General features: G+C 40.9%; 19 protein-coding genes and 1 pseudogene. 15 read left to right on the top strand and 5 right to left on the bottom strand.

Going from position 1 to position 22047, the window contains the following annotated elements; all coding sequences use genetic code 11:
* Window positions 1-6: 6 nt before the first annotated feature.
* The 6 genes from PGQ38_RS13005 to PGQ38_RS12980 all read left to right on the top strand — a co-directional run bounded on the left by PGQ38_RS13005 (window position 7) and on the right by PGQ38_RS12980 (window position 6737).
* Window positions 7-1824 (top strand): cobaltochelatase CobT-related protein, encoded by a 1818-nt coding sequence (locus PGQ38_RS13005; RefSeq protein WP_270432039.1) that lies wholly within the window; start codon window positions 7-9, stop codon window positions 1822-1824.
* Between the two features lie 16 nt (window positions 1825-1840).
* Window positions 1841-2035, top strand: coding sequence for a hypothetical protein (locus tag PGQ38_RS13000; RefSeq protein WP_118580931.1), 195 nt, complete (start codon window positions 1841-1843; stop codon window positions 2033-2035).
* Window positions 2036-2102: 67 nt separating this feature from the next.
* Complete coding sequence (locus PGQ38_RS12995; RefSeq protein ID WP_270432036.1) at window positions 2103-2852, top strand: ATP-binding protein; 750 nt, start codon at window positions 2103-2105, stop codon at window positions 2850-2852.
* A gap of 19 nt (window positions 2853-2871) precedes the next feature.
* Window positions 2872-3522, top strand: a complete 651-nt coding sequence (locus PGQ38_RS12990; protein ID WP_118580925.1) for a DUF3786 domain-containing protein — start codon at window positions 2872-2874, stop codon at window positions 3520-3522.
* A gap of 33 nt (window positions 3523-3555) precedes the next feature.
* Window positions 3556-6417 (top strand): glycoside hydrolase family 3 C-terminal domain-containing protein, encoded by a 2862-nt coding sequence (locus tag PGQ38_RS12985; protein WP_270432034.1) that lies wholly within the window; start codon window positions 3556-3558, stop codon window positions 6415-6417.
* 26 nt (window positions 6418-6443) lie between these two features.
* Window positions 6444-6737: a hypothetical protein gene (locus PGQ38_RS12980; RefSeq protein WP_270432031.1), complete on the top strand. Its 294-nt coding sequence runs from the start codon at window positions 6444-6446 to the stop codon at window positions 6735-6737.
* Here PGQ38_RS12980 and PGQ38_RS12975 read toward each other — a convergent pair.
* A complete protein-coding gene (locus PGQ38_RS12975) occupies window positions 6722-7156 on the bottom strand; it encodes a Fur family transcriptional regulator (protein ID WP_195379687.1) in 435 nt (144 codons plus the stop codon). The two genes, PGQ38_RS12980 and PGQ38_RS12975, sit on opposite strands and share 16 nt — an antisense overlap.
* Before the next feature lie 311 nt (window positions 7157-7467).
* Here PGQ38_RS12975 and PGQ38_RS20780 point away from each other — a divergent pair.
* From PGQ38_RS20780 to PGQ38_RS12955, 5 genes and pseudogenes are all read left to right on the top strand, one after another.
* A pseudogene (locus PGQ38_RS20780) lies at window positions 7468-7587 on the top strand (ABC transporter substrate-binding protein); the annotation flags it as partial.
* A gap of 577 nt (window positions 7588-8164) precedes the next feature.
* Complete coding sequence (locus PGQ38_RS19540; RefSeq protein ID WP_330674500.1) at window positions 8165-8686, top strand: hypothetical protein; 522 nt, start codon at window positions 8165-8167, stop codon at window positions 8684-8686.
* A complete protein-coding gene (locus tag PGQ38_RS19535; RefSeq protein ID WP_330674499.1) occupies window positions 8610-9269 on the top strand; it encodes a YibE/F family protein in 660 nt (219 codons plus the stop codon). The genes PGQ38_RS19540 and PGQ38_RS19535 overlap by 77 nt, the downstream gene beginning before the upstream one ends.
* On the top strand, window positions 9269-10048 hold the full coding sequence (locus tag PGQ38_RS12960; protein ID WP_204453911.1) for a YibE/F family protein: 780 nt from the start codon (window positions 9269-9271) through the stop codon (window positions 10046-10048). Before PGQ38_RS19535 ends, PGQ38_RS12960 begins: the two co-directional genes overlap by 1 nt.
* Window positions 10049-10400: 352 nt before the next feature.
* Entirely contained in the window at window positions 10401-12209 is a 1809-nt protein-coding gene (locus tag PGQ38_RS12955; RefSeq protein WP_118580913.1) for a Na/Pi cotransporter family protein, read from the top strand.
* A 321-nt stretch (window positions 12210-12530) separates the two neighbouring features.
* Here PGQ38_RS12955 and PGQ38_RS12950 read toward each other — a convergent pair whose 3' ends face one another.
* Window positions 12531-12809 carry a helix-turn-helix domain-containing protein gene (locus PGQ38_RS12950; RefSeq protein ID WP_118580910.1) on the bottom strand — a complete coding sequence of 93 codons (279 nt, stop codon included), beginning with the start codon at window positions 12807-12809 and terminating at the stop codon, window positions 12531-12533.
* Between the two features lie 105 nt (window positions 12810-12914).
* Between PGQ38_RS12950 and PGQ38_RS12945 the strand changes: the two genes are divergently transcribed.
* On the top strand, window positions 12915-13130 hold the full coding sequence (locus PGQ38_RS12945; RefSeq protein ID WP_118580907.1) for a hypothetical protein: 216 nt from the start codon (window positions 12915-12917) through the stop codon (window positions 13128-13130).
* Between the two features lie 237 nt (window positions 13131-13367).
* Here PGQ38_RS12945 and gpmI read toward each other — a convergent pair whose 3' ends face one another.
* Together gpmI and PGQ38_RS12935 are read right to left on the bottom strand one after the other, a co-directional pair.
* The gene (gene gpmI / locus PGQ38_RS12940; protein WP_173769744.1) at window positions 13368-14909 is read right to left on the bottom strand and encodes a 2,3-bisphosphoglycerate-independent phosphoglycerate mutase; all 1542 of its coding nucleotides are present in this window, start codon (window positions 14907-14909) and stop codon (window positions 13368-13370) included.
* A 264-nt stretch (window positions 14910-15173) separates the two neighbouring features.
* Complete coding sequence (locus PGQ38_RS12935; protein WP_204453910.1) at window positions 15174-16475, bottom strand: homoserine dehydrogenase; 1302 nt, start codon at window positions 16473-16475, stop codon at window positions 15174-15176.
* Between the two features lie 331 nt (window positions 16476-16806).
* On the opposite strand from PGQ38_RS12935, the gene PGQ38_RS12930 reads away from it, so the two are divergent.
* The 3 genes from PGQ38_RS12930 to PGQ38_RS12920 all read left to right on the top strand — a co-directional run bounded on the left by PGQ38_RS12930 (window position 16807) and on the right by PGQ38_RS12920 (window position 20940).
* Window positions 16807-18150 (top strand): MATE family efflux transporter, encoded by a 1344-nt coding sequence (locus tag PGQ38_RS12930; protein WP_173715630.1) that lies wholly within the window; start codon window positions 16807-16809, stop codon window positions 18148-18150.
* A gap of 321 nt (window positions 18151-18471) precedes the next feature.
* A complete protein-coding gene (locus PGQ38_RS12925; RefSeq protein WP_270432028.1) occupies window positions 18472-20502 on the top strand; it encodes a L,D-transpeptidase family protein in 2031 nt (676 codons plus the stop codon).
* Between the two features lie 141 nt (window positions 20503-20643).
* A complete protein-coding gene (locus PGQ38_RS12920; RefSeq protein WP_226855285.1) occupies window positions 20644-20940 on the top strand; it encodes a DUF3784 domain-containing protein in 297 nt (98 codons plus the stop codon).
* A 212-nt stretch (window positions 20941-21152) separates the two neighbouring features.
* Here PGQ38_RS12920 and PGQ38_RS12915 read toward each other — a convergent pair whose 3' ends face one another.
* A complete protein-coding gene (locus tag PGQ38_RS12915; protein WP_195991409.1) occupies window positions 21153-21767 on the bottom strand; it encodes an HAD family hydrolase in 615 nt (204 codons plus the stop codon).
* Window positions 21768-22047 lie beyond the last annotated feature (280 nt).

The raw sequence follows: 22047 nt of genomic DNA, 5'->3' as shown, positions 1-22047 counted from the left end.
ACTTGTATGGAGGATGTCAGATGGCCGGCGGAACAACTGGAAGAACATCGTCTGGAGGTCAGCAATCGTATCAGAAATCTTTTTTGGACAGTCAGTGGTGATTATGATATAGAATTTGAACCGGACACAGAAAAATATGTTTATTCAAAACAAACGGTTCTATATGAGGCAGTGAAGCAGGGTGCCTTTGCACGATATTTTGATCAGAAGAAACTTGGCATGTATTTGATGAAAAAATTATATTTTTCTGCTGGAGAAGATATGCTTTTGCCTCTTGCTGGATTATGCATGGATGCTGCAGTGAATCGTTTTATCATTCGAGAACGTTTGGGAACAAAGGAAATCAGAGAACGAGCGTTCAGAGAATTGGAAAAGGCCGAGAAAGAACAGGTATCAGACAAAGCTGGAACAGACCTGATTCACAGGATTAGGCTTCTGTATATAAGGCATGTTCTGGAGAACACAAACGATGAGGGAACGGATCCACAGGCAGAGATTGCATTGTACAAAATTCTTTCTCTGAAGGATGCGGAAAATACGGAAGATGTCATAAACGTGATAGAGGAGATTTATAATCATGTTCTGGATCCCTCTTTTGAAAAAAGAAATGGAAATCTGGAGAAAATTCTGAATTTACCGGATATGGCATTGGCCAATGACGCGTGGCAGGAATGCATGACGGATGAACAGATGGAAGACATCATTCAAAAATATCTTTCTAATCTCAAAAAAAAGATGATGAGTCTGGATATCAGAAACAAAAAGAAAAAAAGATTTTATTTCTCTCCGGAAAATGAAGAAGTTCCGGAAAGCTCGGAGAATATAAATCCACAGGCAGTGCGACGGATACGGGAATATGTGGAACTGAATTACGGAAAATCGTATCTAAGTGAATCGGAGCAGGCCAGAGTCAACCGGAAATTTTGTACAGGAATCCACAAAAACTGTATCCTGTATCTTACAGATGGAATTTTACAGAACCCTGTGATAAAAAATAATCAATACCGTTTTTCTCAGCTGCAGTTTGAAAAAAATAAAGCCTATTATGGAAATAATCACTGGATCATCAAAAGAAATATTTCTGTGTTGGCAGAGTCACTGAAACGGGCGTTTATAATCCGAAAGGATGATTTTGTCAGCAGATCTGATGCAGGGCAGCTTGTTCCTGAGAGGTTATGGAAAATTGGAAGAACAGACGATGACAAGTTATTTAATAGAAAAAAGAGATCAGAAGATTCTGAGTTTGTAATAGACGTCCTGATTGATTCCAGTGGTTCCCAGGCTGGCAGACAGGCTCAGGTAGCGGCGCAGGGATATATTATCAGTGAAGCATTAAGCCAGGCAGGAATTCCTCATCGGGTGACAGGATACTGTGCTTTCTGGGGATATACAGTACTTCAGAGATTTCGGGATTATGAAGATCCAAGGGAAACAAATGAAAGAATCTTTCAATTTCGGGCATATGCCAATAACAGAGACGGGCTTGCACTGAAAACAGTCTCTTCCTCTCTCATGGAGCGACCGGAAAAAAATAAGATTTTAATCGTATTAAGTGATGGAAAACCCTGTGATATGAGCATACAACGACCAGGAACCCGCCAGCCCAGGATCTATGACGGAGAAGGAGCTGTGAAAGATACTGCATATGAGGTGCGTCGGGCCAGAAATCAGGGAATTTTCGTAATTGGTATTTTTGTAGGGAATGAAGAAGAGCTCTCTGTGGAAAAGAGAATTTATGGAAAAGACTTTGCCTATATTCGTAATATCAGTAATTTTTCCCGTATGGTAGGAACTTTTTTGCGAAGACAAATTGATATGGAATGAAAATGGAGGAATCACTATGGGTAAAATTGAATTTTCCACTTGCCAGGATGTAAGAAATCAGAAAAAGATACAGGAATTAGATTGTCCACGCTGTCATGAACAGGGAGGCATTGAAGCCTTTGTGAAAGACGGGATACTAGCAGAGGACGGAGTATGCGATAACTGCGGATATATTCTTTCAGAAGGAACAGAACTGGAGGAAGTGGAGTAAGACAGTTTGAAGTATGGTCATATGTAATTCTTATTATTTAGAAAAAAGAAGAGGAGTAAATATAGAGATGAAAATAGCAGTTTGTGGAAAAGGTGGATGTGGAAAAAGTACAGTAACCAGTCTGTTGGCTAAGGCTTTAGCCAGACGAGGAAAAGAAATTTTGGTAATTGATTCCGATGAATCTAATTATGGTCTGCACCGACAGCTAGGTATGAAGCTTCCCAGAGATTTTACAGACTATTTCGGTGGTAAGCAAAATGTTTTAAATGATATGATGTTATCAAAATTTACTCATCAGTTTTTTGAGAAAACCTGGACTATAGATGATATACCGGAAGATTATTATAGTCTGAAGGACGGTGTAAAACTGATGACCAGTGGAAAAATTCATCAAGCAAATGAAGGGTGTTCTTGTGCTATGGGAACTGTTATGACTCAATTTATCCAAAATCTCAGGCTTACAGAAGACCAATTTGCGCTAATGGATATGGAGGCTGGTATTGAACACTTTGGACGTGGAATTGATAACGGTGTAGATTTGATATTGATAATCATAGATCCATCCTATGAATCCCTACAGCTTTCCAAAAAAATCGGGGAATTATCGGAAAGTATTCGAAAACCATTTTATTACGTTCTCAATAAAGTAACAAAAGAGAATCAGGAAATGATGTATGAAACTGTATGGAATTCAAATCGAGTCGCTGTATCTCTTAGTGCGGATCCTGGCATTATGGGAGAGGGGCTGATGGGGAAAGAACTGTCAGAAAAACCAGATGCTATTGAAAACTTAACAGAATTCCTACTTTCTATTTAACAGAATAAGGAGATTTAGAATGTTACAGGATTACTATGAAAAACATAATCTGGAAATGAAACCATATGAATACTACCTTGCGGAGTTTCAGAATGTAAATCCAGAGGGTGTTACAAGTCGGCTGGATATACCATTTGATGATAATAGCAAGTCATTTATAATAAAGTTTATGCAGAACACATACACGATCAGTTATCCAGAGTTCGAAATTCATTGCATAGATAAATCAGATAAAGATGCGATTTTGTGTAATGATATTCATGCAAAAATCTTGATGTTACGATATTTTTCGGAGGGAGATTATATGAAAGCTACGGGGAATTTTTTGTCCTATCGTGATCTTCCTTGGGGAGAGGTTTATTATAGGCAGTTTTATGGGCGTTGTATTATGAGGCTCGCGAAAACATATGGAAATAGACAAGATGTTTTTGAAAGATTAATGGAAAAATTGGCAGGGATACGCCAAAAGTATGGAGATGTATCCTACGAATTTGAAGTTTTTCGTGAATTAAAATTATGTTTTATTTTATGGTCAGGTGATGAGGAATTTCCACCTTCTGCACAAATTCTTTTCTCTGATAATTTTCCAATGGCATTTGCAGCTGAGGATGTAGCGTATCTTGGAGATGTTATATTAGATTATATGAAACAAGAAGAAAAGGATACCTGAAAAAGACGAGGGAGTTAAAGGAGGAAAAAGAGAATGATCAGTGTTGAAATGGAAGATGTTTTGGCGGTATTACAATTATGCAAACCATATATTATCGGTATTATTGCTGCACTTGTAATTGGAATCGTAATTATGGTTGCATGCCGCAGGATGTCCAGGGACAAAAGATTTCTGATAAGAGGAGAAGCTGTGATCGCAATGGTTCTTGCTGTTGTTGTCTGCGTGAATATGATCTGTTTTGGACCAATGGCTACATTGATTGGACTTGCAACGGGAAATGGAACTTTAAGCGATGAAACAAATGAAGAAGCTGCGGAAGTGGCAGAAGAAATTATGGAAGACGGAATTGTTCTTCTGAAGAATGAAAGCTTGCTTCCTTTAAATGAAACAAAAAAACTGAATATTTTTGGCTGGGAATCTATTAATCCGGCTTACGGAGGAGCTGGTTCCGGTGGAATTAATGATCTGTATGATATTGTCAGTCTGAATCAGGGACTTGAAAATGCCGGATTTTCTATTAACCAGAAACTGGTTGATTTTTATAACAATTATGGTGCAGATGATCCGGAAATGTCTATCCAGAAACAGAGCTGGACATTACCGGAGCCACCTGTAGATACTTACAGTGATGAGCTTATTAAAAGTGCGAAAGAGTATTCTGATGTGGCAGTTGTGGTTCTTTCCAGAAAAGCAGGTGAAGGTCATAATGATATTCCTATGGATGTAAGAAAAGCAGCATATGATAATAATTCTGATGAATATGATGATTTTCCTGAGGGAGAGCATTATTTACAGCTTTCACAAACTGAGAGAGATATGGTGGATATGGTTTGCTCAAACTTTGATAATGTCATTGTAATTTATAATGGAGCAAATCAGTTTGAACTTGGTTTCGCAGATGAATATCCTCAGATTAAATCTGTTGTATGGTGCCCAGGAACGGGAAATGTGGGATTTAATGCACTTGGTAAAGTATTTTCAGGTGAAGTCAATCCTTCCGGAAAAACACCGGATACATTTATTTATGATATGACGACTGCTCCGTGGTGGAATAATGCAGAAAAAACAGAGTATACAAATCTGGCAGATATGGCTGTTGAAGGAATGAACGCAGGAACTGCGCAGGTGTATGCTCCGGCATTTACCAATTATGTGGAAGGCATTTATGTAGGATACAAGTACTATGAAACAGCTGCACAGGAAGGTGCGATTGATTACGACAAGACTGTACAGTATCCATTTGGATATGGTCTGAGTTACACAGAATTTGAACAGAAAATGGGTGAACTGGAGGAAAAAGACGGACAGATTTCTGTAGATGTAGAAGTAACCAACTCCGGAGATGTTGCCGGAAAAGATGTAGTAGAAGTGTATTATAAACCGCCATATACAAATGGAGGAATTGAGAAATCTTCTGCAAATCTGATCGAGTTTGCAAAAACAGATCTGCTTCAGCCGGGAGAATCTCAGACCGTTACAGTTACATTCAGTATAGAAGATATGGCCTCTTATGATGAGAATAATGCAAAAGCGTATGTTCTTGAAAAAGGCGATTATGTGATCTCTATCAACAGCGATTCACACACTGTGCTGGATCAGAAAACTTATACTGCAGATACTGATGTAGTATATGAGGAAGAAAATAAAAGAGTATCAGATGATACTGCAGCAACAAATGTATTTGAAGATGCAAAAGGCGATGTGACATATCTGTCACGTGCAGATCATTTTGCAAATTATAAAGAGGCTACAGCAGAACCGGCATCTGCAGAGCTGGGTGAGCCATATGCTTCTGAATATCATCTGAACAGTAATTTTGATAAGACTACATATCTTAATGATGAGGATGTAATGCCGACAACGGGAGCAGATAACGGACTTACATTAGAGGATATGCGAGATGCTGATTATGACGACCCTCGTTGGGAAAAACTTCTGGATCAGCTTTCTGTTGATGAAATGGCAAATATGATTGCAATGGCTGGTTATCAGACAGCAGCCATGGATTCTGTGGGAAAAGTGGCTACACTTGATTTCGATGGACCGGCAGCAATTAATAACAACTTTACAGGGGTTGGTTCTATTGGATTTCCGATTGAAGTTGTGATTGCTTCCACATGGAATAAGGAACTTGCACAAACCTGGGGTGAATGCATGGGCAAGATCAGTCAGGAAATGGGTGCAGAGGGCTGGTATGCACCAGGAATGAATACTCATAGAACCGCATTTGGTGCAAGAAACTATGAATATTTCTCAGAAGATGGAATTCTTTCAGGAAATATGGGAGCAAAAGCAGTAGAAGGAGCAAGAAAATACGGAGTTTATTCTTACATTAAACATTTTGCTATGTATGAAGGTAATGCCAAAATGGTAAGTGTCTGGTCGAATGAGCAGGCAATCCGGGAAATTTATCTGAAACCATTCGAGATTTCTGTAAAACAAGGTGGAGCAAATGCGGTTATGGTTTCCTGGAGTTTCCTTGGAGATAAATGGACGGGAGAATGCAGTAACCTTATGAATACAGTTCTCAGAGATGAATGGGGATTCAGGGGAATGGCGCTTACAGACTTCTTCCGAAACAATGGTCATGGATTTATGAATGCAGATGCAGCTTTGGCGAATGGAGTAGATGTAATGTTGTCTACATTCAATGGAGAAGAGAACAATGTAGCCAATCCAGAGCATCCAACATCTGTACTTCAGATGAGAAATGCCTGCAAAAATGTCATGTATACAGTTGTAAGCAGCTGGGCTTATGATGGAGAACACGAAAAAACAGGTATGGAAAATTGGAAAAAAGCAGGAATTGGTATCGACATTGTAATAGCACTTTTCATGGCAGGAATGGAAGTACTGGTAATCAGAGAATATAAGAAAAGAAAGAATGCTGAATAAGGATGAAAGTGGGATGGAAAACAGTTATGAAACAGCAAAAATTGGTTGAAAAGATGACAATAGAAGAAAAGGCAGCGATACTCAGTGGAAAAACTGTCTGGCAGACCAGAGAAATTGACAGGTTTTCCATCTCGTGTTGTGCTGCTGAAACAAAGGAAAATGGCCGTCTGATTATGAGTGCTGAGGATGTATGGAATGTTTCGCTGACAGCACCAGAGGCGAATATTCTCTTGTGTGCCATTTTTTCTGTGAAAAAGAAGGTTTTCCTATGTGCAGAACCGGCAATACACTCAGGAAAAGACAGTCAGCTCTGTGGATAAGAAATTTTTTTGTTTTCACAGTCCTGACAGATGCCATGAAGCATATCTCCGCTGCAATGCAGCCGGAAGCCATGATCTTTATACAAATGCTCTTTAAATTCATCCATAAAGTCACAGTCAAGATGCACAACCTTGCCACATCTGATGCATTTCAGATGTAGGTGTTCTGTGCATTTTTTTTCTTCTCCTGCAAACTGAAACACAGCTTTATCACTGTTCAGATCCGGATATTTGATTACAATATGCTCGGCGCAAAGCTTGTCAAGATATCGGTATACAGTTGTTGTGTTTACCTTAATTCCTTCAGTTTTTAAATATTTTTCAATATCAGCCACACTGACAGTGACAGCCTTCTGGGACTTCAAATACTCCAGAATAATCTGTCGTGTTTTTGTAGTATAGGGTTTTCGCTCAGCCATTTTCTTTATTCCTTTCATATGTGCTTTTTTCTATTGTATCTTTTTATTTCTCCTAAGTCAATTATGCTCCAAAAATGCAAATAATTTGCAAATATTATTGACAGCTGATATTCTATGCGTTATTTTAATAAACGCAAACGATTTGCATTTATTTTAAGCGGATGAGATAATATGCTTTTGAAATTTTATTTTCAGGCACATCAGGTTTGTGCAGAAAGGATTTTATTATGAGAAAAAAATTATTAACTAGAACAGCACTTGCAGCTACAATAGCACTTGGCATTGGTTCTTTTAATCTGGCATATGCAGCAGAAACTGAGGATACTTCTTCTGGAAAAAAACTAAATGTTATGGCAAGCTTTTATCCTATGTATGATTTTGCAACAAAGGTTGGAGGGGATAAGATTGAGGTTACCAATATGGTACCTGCCTTCTGATTTGACGCAGGATGCATGGATAAATGTAACAGGTACATATCACTATGACAAACATAAAGGGATGGAAATTACTGTCACTGATATAGAAGACGCAGAGCCGTCAGAAGAGGAATATGTTTATCCTGCTTATTAAACAGAGATAGCTTGATTCAAGAAAACTATTTATAAGGTATATATTTTGCTCCATCAGAATGTTTGAAACAGAGCTTTGGGGCCTTTTATCTATCATTTATTAACTCCGGAAATAGAAAATAATTTTGTGTAAATGCAAACTATTTGTATTATAGATGCTGGCGCGGGACAGAAAAAAATGCCGTTACTGTTCACTCCGTTCACAGTAACGCGCTTCGCGATGCACAGAAATCATGCTTTGCATGATTTCGCGCTGCAACTCTCGGGTTTTCTGTGACCTTTGTTCACAAAAAACACCTCGCGGAACGTTACCAGTGAACAGTATCAAAATGCCAACAATATTTGCAAATAATCTGCAATTTACATTGACCAACATCGAATAAAAGCGTACAATGCGATATTGGCAGAAATATTAATCTGGAAGGAGAAAATAAATTCAATGAAATTTTGTCTATCTCATAAAAAATATCTTTTAGCTGGCATTTATATTATCTGTGTTATATTTACCTGTTTTAATGCCAGATTCTATCACACTCCTCTGGCAAAAATATGTTCTGTATCAGAAATGGAAACCATGAGCAGAGAAGGAACCAGAGGTGCAGAAGAACACTATTATACTCAGAAAATTACAGCCCGGATATTGAACGGTGCATATAAAGGTAAAGAAATTACACTTTCTAACGAATACACTTCTTCACAGGTTCAGACGCAGAAATACCATAAAGGAGATACGGTACTTCTGAATGGGTCAAAAGACAGACCTGGAAAAACTATACGTTCTGTAAAACGTGACATCTATCTGGTCGTACTGGTGGGTGGTCTGATTATTCTTCTGATCTATATTACGAGAAAACAGGGGGGTTATACGATCGTAGATCGTATCAGTGATACTGAATACATTGATTTTTGCGTACGGATTTCAACTGTTGGGAGATGGAAAGAATATTCTGAGAATATGTAATGTAATTGCACTTCTTTTTTCGTTGACTACATTGATCTGTCTGAATGGAATTCACAGGAAAACATGGGCTGCTGTTCTTTCGACTTTATGTGTTCTTTTCCTGATTATGATGCTGTTTGATTTTTCTATTCACAGGTATGGAGATTTAGATTATTCTAATCTGGAATACCTTGGAAGCATGAGTAATTCAGCCGACATATTCTGGACAGATATTATGCTGACAGGGCTTGGAGCGATTATGGATGTAACAGTCACTATAAGTGCAGCAACTGGTGAAATTGTTCGCAAAAATCCATCAGTTTCTATAAGAAAGCTGATACATTCGGGAAGGGAAATCGGATATGATATTATGGGAACCATGATAAATGTACTGCTATTTGTTCTTGTAAGTGGCATGATTCCAATGTTTATTCTTAAAATGAATAATGAGATCAGATTTATAACGCTTGTAAGATATCACATTCCATATGATATCTGTCGCTTTCTGATAGAAAGTATTGGAATAGTGTTGGCAATACCAGTATCTGTTTTAATTGCTTCGATTATTATGAAAATACCATCACTGAAAAGGAGTGGAAAATAATGATTCTTTTTCTTACATTAGTGCTGTTTTTTTTGATGATTACAATTGGAGGAGAACGTGGAGCTGTTTCAATCATGGCACTGGCAGGTAATATTATTATTCTGTTTTTTTCGGTTATATTGATGTCAGCTGGTTTTCCCGCACTGCTTCTGATACTGGCGGCAGGAGCAGGTGTCTGTTATAATTCTCTGTTTTATCAGAATGGAAATAATGTCAAAACGCGAGCTGCCTTTCTGGCTACACTGTTTGTAATGCTGATTCTGTTTATTCCGATTTTTGCTATTACGTGGAGAACAGGAAGTTATGGCTTAAATGAACTTCAGATTTCAGAAGAGGATTTTATGTACTATTACAACACAGATATCAGTATTAATATGCTTCATGTGGCTGTTTTTGTAAGTGTTTTCAGCACTCTGGGAGCTGTCATTGATACTGCACTGTCTGTGACGTCATCTGTGTATGAAGTCTGGACTCATAAAAACAGTCTGGTAGAGAAAGAACTTACTTCAACAGGGTATCAGGTGGGAAAAGAAATTATAGGCACAACAGTAAACACGTTGCTTTTTGCATATCTTGGAGGGAGTATTTTATTGTTTTCCTATGTGCAGACACAAAAATATAGTCTGGAAATCATTCTCAATTCCAGATTCCTCTTTCAGGATGTTGCGATTATGCTATTTGGTGCTATTGCCTGTCTTGTTGCAGTTCCAGTATCAATTAAATGCATTATCTGGCAGATCAGACATATTAATCCAGATAAAAAGCAATTAAACGCTTAAATTACATGGTAATCAGAAGATGGGAATTTCATATATAGTGATGTCACTGATAAGAGAGATGCCGGTTGTGTGTAAGATTCTTGCATAATGGTATCTACTTATCGTCAGTAAGCTGAATAGAAATAAAAATTACCATATATTTCGTCAGATTATACAGAAAAATGGAAATTTTGAACCGCAAAAAATTACAATTTGAAATTAATCAAATATTGTAATCAGCCTATGATTATGGCATAATGATTAAGGATATGTAAAAATTGAGAAAAATCCACGTTAACAAAAGAAAATACTTTGAAAAGAAAGGTCGCCTCTGCAGAATTGGCAGAGGGAAACGACAACAGAGGATTAGAACATGGCAATTTTTTCAATGGTTTTATCTTTGCTGTGCGGAGTATCATTTTTCCTTTTTGGAATGTCGCTGATGGGAGACGGACTGAAATCCGTTGCTGGTAATAAGCTGGAAGCATTCCTTTACAAAATGACCAATACCCCGCTGAAGGGAGTAGCACTTGGAACAGGTGTTACCAGTGTAATCCAGTCATCATCCGCCACTACCGTTATGGTAATCGGTTTTGTAAACTCCGGTATGATGAAGCTGAAACAGGCAATTGGTATTATCATGGGCGCAAATATCGGAACCAGTATTACAGGATGGATTCTGTGTCTGTCTTATATCCAGGGCTCCGGTGGAATTGCAAGTATTCTTTCTACAGCCACTATTTCAGCAGTAGTTGCTGTAATCGGTATCATGCTTCGTATGGTCTGTAAGAGATCTGTATACCGAAATATTGGAAACATTATGCTGGGTTTTGCCATTTTGATGAATGGTATGCAGATGATGAGTGGAGCAGTTTCTCCTCTTCGTGAAAGTCCTGTATTCATTGATATGCTGACAATGTTTTCCAATCCAATTGCAGGTATCCTGGTAGGTATTGCATTTACCGCAGTGCTTCAGAGTGCATCTGCAACAGTTGGTGTGCTGCAGGCTCTTTCCGTAACCGGAATCCTCACCTTTGCAAGTGCATTTCCAATTGTTCTTGGTATCGGTGTTGGTGCTGCATGTCCGGTACTGATCTCTGCAGTTGGAGCGAATAAGAACGGTAAGAGAACAGCTCTTGTATATTTGCTGAATGACTTATTCGGTCTGATCTTGTGGTCCATTGTATTCTATACCTTGAATGCGTTCATTCATTTTGGATTTTTGGATATGATCATGACTCCGGTATCCATCGCATTTTTGAACACCATTTTCCGTGTGGCTACCGTTGTGGTGCTTTTCCCGTTTATTTCCAAGCTGGAGAAACTGGTTTGCTATCTGGTTAAGGACAGCGCAGAGGAGCTGGAGGACGAGGCAGACTTCGATCTTCTGGAAGAGCGTCTGTTAAATTATCCTGCACTTGCAATCGGACAGTGTCATCGTGCTATGAATGGTATGGCCAAGAAGCTTCGTAAGAATGTAAACAGAGCTATGAACCTTCTGAATGATTATCAGCAGGATAAATATGACAAGGTACAGCGTAAGGAAGACCTGATCGACAAATATGAGAGCCGTCTTGGAGAGTATCTGATCCAGCTCACTAAACGTGAGATGAACACCGCCCAGACGCGCCAGACCTCCCTTTATCTGCACACTATCAATGACTTTGAGAGAATTGGCGATCACGCTTCCTACATCGCACATATGTCCAACGAAATGCATGACAACCACACGAATTTCTCTCAGACAGCATGGGATGAGCTGAATGTAGTTATGGATGCAGTCCGTGAGGAAATCAATGTGACCTGCAATGCATTTATGAACGATGACAGAGAAGCCGCACAGCGTGTTGCACCACTTGGCGTGGTAATCACCAGACTTTGTGATGAACTGAAGATGCGCCATGCAGAGCGCCTCAGCCAGGGCAAATGCGGACTGGAAGAGGGAACTGTGTTCAGCGATATTCTGAACAGCTTTGGACGTATTGCTTCCCACTGTGCAAGTGCTATGACAGCACTTATGAAAAGTGGGGAAGAGACAACCGATATCCACATTCACAACTCCAGAATTTATCCTACAGACAGTCTGGAATATTACACTTATTTTAAGGAATACAGACAGAAGTATGATATTGGCACAGAAGTGGAGCATAAGCTGAGTATGGAGCCGGAAGAGGTTGAATAAATAATTTTTAAGATAAAAACACCGTCAGATGAAAATTCGCAGATAAAATGCGAAAGTCACCTGGCGGTGTTTTTTATGCAGCAGGGTTCTTTATGGAAAAATTAATACCCTGGATTAATTAAAAAACAATATAAAAAAAAGAACAAAATGCTCTAAAAATAATTCCAGACTCTATCCACTCAGCCGAAACAAAGAATTAGGCATCCGTGCAAAAAAATAAAAATGTAAGTATTTTTATTCTTTTTCAAAAAAACGTGTTTATCAGAGCTGAGACACGTATAGTTTATGTATGGTTTATACTGTGGGAGTCTGAAGCACCAGTTATTTCGATGGAGTGTGAACAGGATGTGATGCGGCTGCCTCTTTTTGGGCTGTTTTCGCATCCTCAATGATATCAGGGTTATTGGGTACGTATTCTACTATATCATCCAGATCACAGTTAAGAACAGTGCATATTCGGTCTAATGAAAAGATTTCTACATTTTCATTGTCCCGAAGTCTGCGCAATAACCTTTTTTCGATTCCACACTCATTAATGAGATAGTACTGTGAAATATGGCGTTTTTTCAATGTCTCCCAGAATCTGTCGTATTTTATCATCACTCAAATTCCTGTCCATTTTGTTCTTGCCATATCTCTATTATGGGTTTAAAATGAAAAACATAACAGGGTGATTATAGTCACCCTATCTGGGAGGACTAAGATATGCGAAAAGGATTAAAAATAGCAGGTTCCACTGTATTTGCAGCTGCATTGTCTTCGTGTCTGTTTTACTGTATGGTAGCAGGGGCGAAATCTGGCGCTGTGGTATATGTGGTCATGGCTGCACTGTTGTCTGTTATTATTTCGGTAACTCTGTGTGCAGGGTTTCATTATATCCGCCATCTTCAGAAGCTTTTGAAGGAGCTCAGTGAGAAGTAGTTTTTATATAAGAAGTAGTAAACAGTGGAAGTACGATTTAGATCGTGTTGTTGTATAAGGGAAACAATAATTCAGAAAGAGCTGGCGACAATAGGTATCAGGAATAATAGAACAGCTGTGATGGATGGAAAATCTGTCAGAGCTGTTCTTTTTGTGCCATAATAAAAAAGGACATAATAAAAAAGGCGCTGGCATTTAAGCCAGCACCCTTTAAAGCAACAGAGCTGTATAAGCGGATTATTTCTCCACCAGAAGTGATTTACCAGTCATCTCAGCTGGCTGCTCCATGCCCATAAGCTGGATCAGAGTCGGGATGATGTCTGCCAGGCAGCCGTTCTCACGAAGAGTATATTTCGGGTCTGCATTAACCAGAATGAACGGTACCGGATTGGTGGTATGAGCAGTATATGGCTCGCCTGTCTCATAGTCTACAAGCTGCTCTGCGTTACCGTGGTCAGCACAGATGAACATCTGTCCGTCAACCTCCTTCAGAGCCTCTACAGCCTTTCCTACGCACTCATCAACAGCCTCAACAGCTTTGATAGCTGCAGCTTCAACACCTGTATGACCAACCATATCCGGGTTGGCGAAGTTGATGATGATCACATCATATTTCTCAGATTTGATTGCTGCAACAAGCTTCTCGCATACTTCCGGAGCGCTCATCTCTGGCTGCAGGTCGTAAGTCGGAACCTTCGGGGACTTCACAAGGATTCTGTCCTCGCCTTTGTTTGGCTCCTCAACGCCACCGTTGAAGAAGAAGGTTACGTGAGCATATTTCTCTGTCTCAGCGATACGTGCCTGAGTCATGTTGTGAGCTGCAAGGTACTCGCCGAATGTGTTGTGAAGCTGAACCTTGTGGAATGCAACCAGCTTATTTCCGATGGTGTCATCGTAATCTGTGAAGCATACATATGTGAGGTCAAGGCGTTTCTCTCTTGCGAAACCTGTAAATTCGTCATCGCAGAATGCTCTTGTGATCTCACGTGCACGGTCAGGACGGAAGTTGAAAAATACAACAGAATCTTTATCAGAAACAACGGCAACTGGTTTTCCATCTTTCTCAATGACTGTTGGAAGAACGAATTCGTCTGTCTTGCCGTCGTCATAGGATGCCTGTACAGCCTCAGCTGCGTCGGTTCCCTTAACACCCTCGCCCTTGGTAAGTGCGTTGTAAGCAAGCTCAACACGATCCCAGCGGTTGTCACGGTCCATTGCGTAATAACGTCCGGAAACAACACCAATCTCACCTACGCCAAGCTCATCCATCTTCGCCTGGAGCTGCTGGATATATCCTTTTCCGGAAGCCGGAGGGGTGTCACGGCCGTCCAGGAAGCAGTGTACATAAACTTTCTTAAGTCCCTCTTTCTTAGCCATTTCAAGAAGACCAAAAAGGTGAGTAATGTGGCTGTGAACACCACCATCAGAAAGAAGACCCATGAAGTGGATCGCGGAATCATTTTCTTTGGCATTCTTCATAGCTGCAAGAAGTGCTTCATTTTTGAAGAAGTCTCCGTCCTGAATCTCTTTGGTGATTCTGGTAAGCTCCTGGTATACGATACGGCCTGCACCCATATTCATATGACCAACCTCGGAGTTACCCATCTGACCGTCCGGAAGACCTACAGCCAGTCCGCTTGCATTACCTTTTACAAAAGGATATTCAGCCATCAGCTTGTCCATGACAGGTGTGTTCGCTTCGTATACAGCGTTTGCGTCATGTCTTTCATTCAGGCCATATCCGTCAAGAATCATTAAAACCGTTGGTTTTTTGCTCATAATGTGCTCCTTTATATGATAAAATTTCCCTTTTGTTGTTCCTTATATATAGTATCAAAAATCTGGGATTTTTCAATCACAATTTTTTTTATTTCTGGAAACTATTTTTAGCAGTATTTACTATGGGAGTTCTGATGAGAAAGAATTCTGCCTTGGCAGGCTTTTTATATAACAGCTTATTACATAAAAAAGGCACGAACGAATCGTGCCTTTGACTGTATGCTTAAGATAAACATATGTACAATATAATTTTGATTTTTCTAATTACTTCCTATAAACTCGGATAGTCTTTGAAATACGCTTTACCGAAGACTTATTGGAAAGCTCCTGTACCGCTGTCTTGAAGTCACCCTCACGAACCTTGGAAGTGATCACAACAACCTCTGCAAGATGGTCGTCCTGGTTCTGGCTGTCCTTCTGGATGATCTGGGCAATGCTTACGTGATATTTGGCGAAAACCTCTGTCATTTCAGCAAGTACACCGCAGCGGTCTTCTACATGAAGGCGAAGGAAGTAACGGTTGTAGGTATCTTCCATTTTTTTCACAGGAAGCTGTTTATAGCAGGTACATCCGATACGGCCGCAGCAGCCTGCTTCCATATTGCGCACAATATCAAAAATATCTCCAACTACAGCACTTGCAGTAGGAAGCTCGCCTGCACCCCGTCCGAAGAACATGGCATCCTCTACAGCATCTCCATGGACAAAGACCGCATTATAGGAATCATTAACGGTTGCAAGAGGATGATCATTTGGAATCAGCATCGGGCAGACGTAAGCTTCTACACCGGACTCAGTATTGCGGGCAACACCAAGAAGCTTGATGGCACAGCCCATCTCTTTTGCATAGCGGATGTCCTTGGCAGAAATTTTTGTGATTCCCTCGATATAAACATCATCAAATACCACTCTGGAATTAAATGCAACGCTGGCGAGAATAGCCACCTTGCGTCCTGCATCAAGGCCATCAATATCTGCAGTAGGATCCGCTTCTGCATAGCCAAGCTCTGTGGCAAGTGCCAGGGCATCTTTAAATTCCATATTCTCCTGGGACATTTTTGTGAGGATAAAGTTGGTAGTACCGTTTACAATCCCCATAACCTCGCTCATGTGGTTGCCTGCCAGGCACTGCTTCAAAGGACGGATAATAGGGATTCCGCCTGCTACAGCTGCTTCAAAGAGAAAATCCACATGGGAAGCCCTGGCTGTGTCCATAAGTTCTTTTCCGTGGACGGCAATCAGATCTTTGTTTGCTGTTACTACGTGTTTGCCTGCGTGAAGAGCATCCAGAATATAGGTTCTGGCAGGTTCGATTCCTCCGATCAGTTCGATTATAATGTCAATGGAAGGATCTGCTTTAATATCCTCCCAGCTATTGGTAAGGACAGCCGGATCATCTACCTTGCCGGCTGCCTTTTCCAGGTTGCGGACAAGTATTTTGCGTATTTTAACCTTGCAGCCGATCTTGGCTGTCATTTCTTCTTCCTGGTTCTTCAGAACCTTGTAAACACCGGTTCCAACTGTTCCAAGCCCAAGCAGGGCTGCGTTTAAAACTTTTTCTCCCATGGGGAACTCCTTTCTTAAAAATAGTAGTGCTGCCGTTTGCTCGTGGTTCCCGTTCATAGTTTGGCAGCAGATATAAACGTAAGCACAAAAAAGACAGATGTCTTTCACACGTTAACATTTCGTTATGTGGTTCTTATAGTATGGCAGAAAATGGTTTTTGTCAAGCGCTTAAAATAATACAATCCTATGGACTGCGTTCACAAATAAACACCTCGGGGAACAGCACCTGCTGAATAGTTGCAAAATAATAAAAAAAGGGGCTTGAAAGTAGAAAAAATATCGCCTATAATCCCTCTCAAACGATATTTTTTCTTATGGAGGAAAACTGAATATGCAGACAGATATGACTGTGGGAAAGCCCATGAAAATGCTGTTGAATTTTACTATTCCTGTATTTCTGGGAAATGTTTTTCAACAGCTGTACAGTATGGCAGATGCAGTTATTGTTGGAAAGTTTGTTGGAACCAAGGGGCTGGCAGCGGTAGGCGCTACTGGAACCATTACGTTCCTTATTATTGGATTCCTGATGGGGGTTACAACAGGAGTTACAGTTCTTACCTCTCAGAAGTTCGGAGCAGGAAGAATGGATGAGATGCGTAAGACGGTTGGTAATGCAGCAATTCTTTCTGCTGTGATCGCAGTTGTTATGACTGCAGTAAGCATGTTGGGAATGCACAGGCTTCTTGTATTCATGCATACACCTGAAGATATTTTTGATGGTGCATATGGTTATATTATGATCATCTGTGCCGGAATTTTTACCCAGGTATTGTATAATCTGGTGTCCAGTATCTTAAGGGCACTGGGAAACAGCAAAACGCCTCTTTACTTTTTGATTCTGGCGGCAGGACTGAATATTGTACTTGACCTTGTATTTATTATCTTTTTTCACTGGGGAGCGCCGGGAGCTGCCTGGGCTACCGTTATTTCACAGGGAGTGTCAGGAGTTCTTTGCCTGATTTATATGTGGAAGGCCGTGCCGGAACTAAAGATGAAAAAAGAAGACTGGTATTTTAACCGTGATATTGCCGTAAAACAGATCAGTGTGGGAATTCCCATGGGACTGCAGTATTCCATTACAGCCATTGGAGGCATGATGGTACAGAGTTCTTTGAATATACTTGGCTCTTATGCAGTTGCGGCCTTTACAGCAGGCTCTAAGATTGATAATATCTTTACCCAGGCATTTGTAGCTATAGGAACTACAATGTCTACATATAGTGCACAGAATGTTGGTGCGCGTAAGCTGGACCGTGTGCGTCAGGGGTTCCGGTGTGCAGATGTGATCGGCTGTGCATATGCTGTTGTTGTAGGATTTGTCCTGTTTTTTGTGGGAAAAAGCTTTTCTTATCTGTTTATCTCTGATAATGCAGAGGCGGTGATCCCTATGGTGGATACATATCTTCGCTGTGTTGGAATGTTTATGATTCCCCTTTATGTGGTCAATTGTTACCGTAATGGCTTTCAGGGAATGGGATATGGGCTTCTTCCTATGCTCTCAGGCGTGGCAGAGCTTATTGGAAGAGGTGTGATGGCAGTTGTTGCAGCAGATGCCAGGAGTTATACAATGGCATGCATGGCCAGTCCATTTGCATGGATTGTAGCAACAGTCCTTCTTATTGTACTTTACTTCTATGTGATGAAGGATATGAAGAGAAAATTATGTCTGCAGTGAAAGCCAGGATTACAAATCCGTAAACGTGATTTAATAAAATGAATCTGTTATAGACTGTTAAGGCTGAAAAAAGGTCGATTGCAATCCGAGTTTCCAGTTTGAAAGGGTAACTTCCACATATTCTTTCGGAAGAATTAACTTTCACGGATAAGCTCTTAGGGTGGAAGTTTGAATTGCAATTAACATTAAAGGGATTCTTTTGAAGGAAATATACATTTTAAGATACAAAATGGAAAATATATGTTATAATGAAACAGGGTTTCGCCATTAGATGGAGAAGCTTTGTTCAAACAGTGTTTTTATCAGAGGAGAGTTTTATACATGAGTAAGGACAACAAGCATACTCAGGGAAGCCCGGGAGACTTTGAAGATAAAATAGATTCGGCTATGGCAGGTCTTGAAGCAGATCTGGACGAGGAATTCCACGGCGCAGACTTTTATGATGAAGATGACCAGGAGAGCGATTTTGATTCCTGGGAAGGTGAAGACGATTCCGATGCAGAAGAACTGGCTGAGCAGGATTCTGAAGAGGAGTATCCAGAGGAAGAAGAGTACGACCAGGATGAGGCAGAGCTGAGCACGGAAGAAGAGGACTTCTGGGACGAGGAAGAGACAGAATCTGAAGAAGAGAATTCAGAGGAAGAAGATTCAGAGAGCGAAGATTCAGAGGACGCTGAATCTGCAGATGAACCGGAAACATCTGAAAAAGAGCTTCAGGTGGAAATTATTCCGCCCCATTCAAATAAAGGCAGAAAGCACCGAAGAAAAGACTCTGCCGGTGCGGCAGCACCTAACCAGCCTGAGAAGCAGACTTCTAAGAAATCTGCCAGACCGTCTCCGAAGCCGGCAGCCAGATCTGCCCGTCCGACGAAGATTTCCTATGTTCCTATTACTGATGAGGAACTGGACGAGAAGATCATCCCTGTTCCCAGGAAGAAGCATAAGGGACTTAAAGTTACGGGAATTGTGGCAGCTATTCTTGCGGTGACAGCAGGATGCGCTTATGGAGCAGTGAGTTACTATTATGCAGACAGATTCTTTGAGGGAACCTATATTAACGGAATCAACTGTTCCAATAAGACTGCCTACGAAACAGAGCAGCTGATTGCAAGCAATGTAGAGGATTATTCCATTGAGATTACCGCGAGGAACCAGGAGCCGCAGGCCATCAGCGGAAACCAGATCAATTACCGCTATGTGTCTGATGGAGAAGTTCTGGATCTTTTGAAGCAGCAGAAGCCATATGAATGGGTAAAAGGGTTCATGGAGACCAGAAGCTATACCACCCAGGAGAATGTGACTTTTGATAAGAGTTTGCTTCAGAGTGAAGTAAAGGAATTAAAGTGTGCACAGGCAGAAAACCAGGTTGAGCCGGAGAATGCATATGTGGCGCTTGAGGGAAGCGAGTTTACCATTGTTCCTGAGACTGAGGGCAGCAAGCTGAAGGTGAAGGAAGCCTATAAAGCGCTGGATACCGCCATTTCCGGAAGCCAGACCTCCATTGATCTGGGAAATACGCCGGATGTATATGCAGTGGCAGCAGTGACCAGCGATGATCCTACCCTTCAGGCCACCAGGGATGCTTATAATAATTATACCAAGGCCAGCATTACCTATACATTTGGAGAGCAGACAGTCACTCTTGACGGAAGCACCCTTAAGGAATGGCTGCAGTTTGATGACAAGGGACAGCTGGTGCAGGATGATGCTTCCTTTACCCAGCATATCAAGGATTTTGTGGCACAGCTGGCAAGTGAGCATGATACAGTTGGAACAACACGTTCCTTTAATACGACCAGTGGCCGTACCGTTTCTGTTTATGGCTCTGCATATGGCTGGAAGATCGATCAGGACGCAGAAGCAGCACAGCTGACAGAAGAGATCCGTACAGGCACTCAGACTACACGGGAACCGGTATATTCCATGAGAGCCAATTCTTATGGATACAATGACATTGGAAGTACCTATATCGAGGTAGATTTGAGTAGTCAGCACATGTACTATTACCAGAATGGCAGCATCATCTTTGACTCTGACATTGTTTCCGGAGATATCCGTTATGATGACAGAGCCACACCTCCGGGAATTTTCACCCTGTATTATAAGAAGAGCCCGGATGTGCTTCGTGGAGAGAAGAAGCCGGACGGCACTTACGAGTACGAAACCCAGGTTACCTACTGGATGCCGTTTAACGGCGGAATTGGTTTCCATGACGCTACCTGGCAGGCATATTTCGGCGGTGACCGTTATACCTACGCCGGATCCCATGGATGTATCAATATGCCGCTGGATGCAGCAGCTACTCTGTACAGCATTATTGATACCAATGTGCCGATCGTGTGCTTCTACTAAAAGATCATTTATCTGACCGGAAAATTTCAGTGAGCAGTAACAATTAGTTTTGGGTCACTGAGTACTGAATGAAAAGACAGCTGCATGTCTTTGAAGCTACGGATAGCAGAACAACACAAAAGAAGTGGAGAATAAGTTAATATGAATATGGATTCATTTGATATGATACTGACTATAGCAGCTCTTGTAATGGGAGTTATGCTTCTTACCGGTCATGGAGATATTCTTATGAAAGGCGGAAATGCCGCTGAGCGTAAGAAGCTTTACGATGACAAAAAGGTTCAGCTGGTTTCCGGCGTGACTCTGCTCATTTTCGGAATCCTCACCGGTCTGGATATGGTGGTCAAGAGCTATGTATACGATATCATTTATCTGGCAGCAGTAATTGTTATCTTCATTATCATGGTGGTAGTGATTCGCAAGAAATGTAAGAAATGAGATGAAAAAGAAGCACTTGTATATCTGGAAATTGATATACAGGTGCTTCTTTTGTAATCCGGATATTGAGCTGCACTGGAGCCTGTTTGAAAAATCATTCCGGCGATCTGCTGTTGGATAACTGTGTGTCGCATTCTCGTTACTTCAGTAATGAGTTAGACGCACTATTTTTTGAAAAAGCAAGGACTGCTAATAAAAATTTGTATAAATAATTAGAATAATTTCAACAGATCCGCTGGCTTCTCAATCATATAATCCGGTGTATCCACCTGTCCGAATCCATAGGAAGCAAATACAAATGGTACCCCTGCCTCCTGACATGCCTGGTAATCCCCGAAGGTGTCTCCTACATAAACAGGTGCTTTCAGCTGATATTTCTTAGCAATAGAACGGATATTAGCTGCCTTGGCTTCCCCGCTGTCTCCTGGACACAGATGACCGGTGAAGTATTTTCCCAGCCCTGTTTTCTCAAAAACAAGCTCAATATATCCAGCCTGGCAGTTGCTTACTACAAAAAGAGGGTAGCGTTTGTTAAGCTCCTTCAAAGTTTCTTCTAGTCCGTCGTAAACAGGTGCGCCCATCGCACGCAGCAGATCATGCTCAGCCTGGCAGCAGATATCGATAACCCGAAGCTGTTCCGCTTTGGTCTGTTCTGGAAGGATTGCCTTCGCAATATCCGGGAGAAGTCTGCCAAACAGCCCTTTCAGCTGATCAGCTGTCACACGGACATCAAGATTCTCTTTTTCTAAAGCCTTATTCCACGCCATAGCTACAACGTCGGTGGAGTTCCATATAGTTCCGTCAATATCAAAAATAATACTGTCCATTTGAGGTTTTTAGTCCTTTCTGGTGTGCTTAAAATTCTAAAATTACTTCTTTTCTCATTCTGTTTTGCAACCTGACGGTTTCTATTCTATATAGGAAAATCAAAAAAATCAATCTCCTAATATGGGATTTTTCAATTTTAACTGGCTTTTTGCAGATTTTATGTTATGATAGGAAAGGTGACTGCTGCTTTTGAACTATTGGTCAGTTTTATATTGCGGTGAAATAGTTACATTATTTCTTAAGACTGTCATTGAAGAAAGCCTTTTTCAGACACGTTTT

Origin of the sequence: Blautia faecis (assembly GCF_027662325.1) — a bacterium.
Classification (GTDB): domain Bacteria; phylum Bacillota; class Clostridia; order Lachnospirales; family Lachnospiraceae; genus Blautia_A; species Blautia_A faecis.
Note: the sequence above shows the minus strand (reverse complement) of the source record. Positions and strands in the feature narration are given on the sequence as shown.

Coding starts and splice junctions, on each gene's coding strand:
- PGQ38_RS13005 (WP_270432039.1), top strand. CDS start 7: ATGGAGGATGTCAGATGGCCGGCGGAACAACTGGAAGAACATCGTCTG.
- PGQ38_RS12985 (WP_270432034.1), top strand. CDS start 3,556: ATGATCAGTGTTGAAATGGAAGATGTTTTGGCGGTATTACAATTATGC.
- PGQ38_RS12995 (WP_270432036.1), top strand. CDS start 2,103: ATGAAAATAGCAGTTTGTGGAAAAGGTGGATGTGGAAAAAGTACAGTA.
- PGQ38_RS13000 (WP_118580931.1), top strand. CDS start 1,841: ATGGGTAAAATTGAATTTTCCACTTGCCAGGATGTAAGAAATCAGAAA.
- PGQ38_RS19540 (WP_330674500.1), top strand. CDS start 8,165: ATGAAATTTTGTCTATCTCATAAAAAATATCTTTTAGCTGGCATTTAT.
- PGQ38_RS12920 (WP_226855285.1), top strand. CDS start 20,644: ATGAATATGGATTCATTTGATATGATACTGACTATAGCAGCTCTTGTA.
- gpmI (WP_173769744.1), bottom strand. CDS start 14,909: ATGAGCAAAAAACCAACGGTTTTAATGATTCTTGACGGATATGGCCTG.
- PGQ38_RS12955 (WP_118580913.1), top strand. CDS start 10,401: ATGGCAATTTTTTCAATGGTTTTATCTTTGCTGTGCGGAGTATCATTT.
- PGQ38_RS12945 (WP_118580907.1), top strand. CDS start 12,915: ATGCGAAAAGGATTAAAAATAGCAGGTTCCACTGTATTTGCAGCTGCA.
- PGQ38_RS12960 (WP_204453911.1), top strand. CDS start 9,269: ATGATTCTTTTTCTTACATTAGTGCTGTTTTTTTTGATGATTACAATT.
- PGQ38_RS12990 (WP_118580925.1), top strand. CDS start 2,872: ATGTTACAGGATTACTATGAAAAACATAATCTGGAAATGAAACCATAT.
- PGQ38_RS12980 (WP_270432031.1), top strand. CDS start 6,444: ATGAAACAGCAAAAATTGGTTGAAAAGATGACAATAGAAGAAAAGGCA.
- PGQ38_RS12975 (WP_195379687.1), bottom strand. CDS start 7,156: ATGGCTGAGCGAAAACCCTATACTACAAAAACACGACAGATTATTCTG.
- PGQ38_RS12950 (WP_118580910.1), bottom strand. CDS start 12,809: ATGATAAAATACGACAGATTCTGGGAGACATTGAAAAAACGCCATATT.
- PGQ38_RS12930 (WP_173715630.1), top strand. CDS start 16,807: ATGCAGACAGATATGACTGTGGGAAAGCCCATGAAAATGCTGTTGAAT.
- PGQ38_RS12915 (WP_195991409.1), bottom strand. CDS start 21,767: ATGGACAGTATTATTTTTGATATTGACGGAACTATATGGAACTCCACC.
- PGQ38_RS12925 (WP_270432028.1), top strand. CDS start 18,472: ATGAGTAAGGACAACAAGCATACTCAGGGAAGCCCGGGAGACTTTGAA.
- PGQ38_RS12935 (WP_204453910.1), bottom strand. CDS start 16,475: ATGGGAGAAAAAGTTTTAAACGCAGCCCTGCTTGGGCTTGGAACAGTT.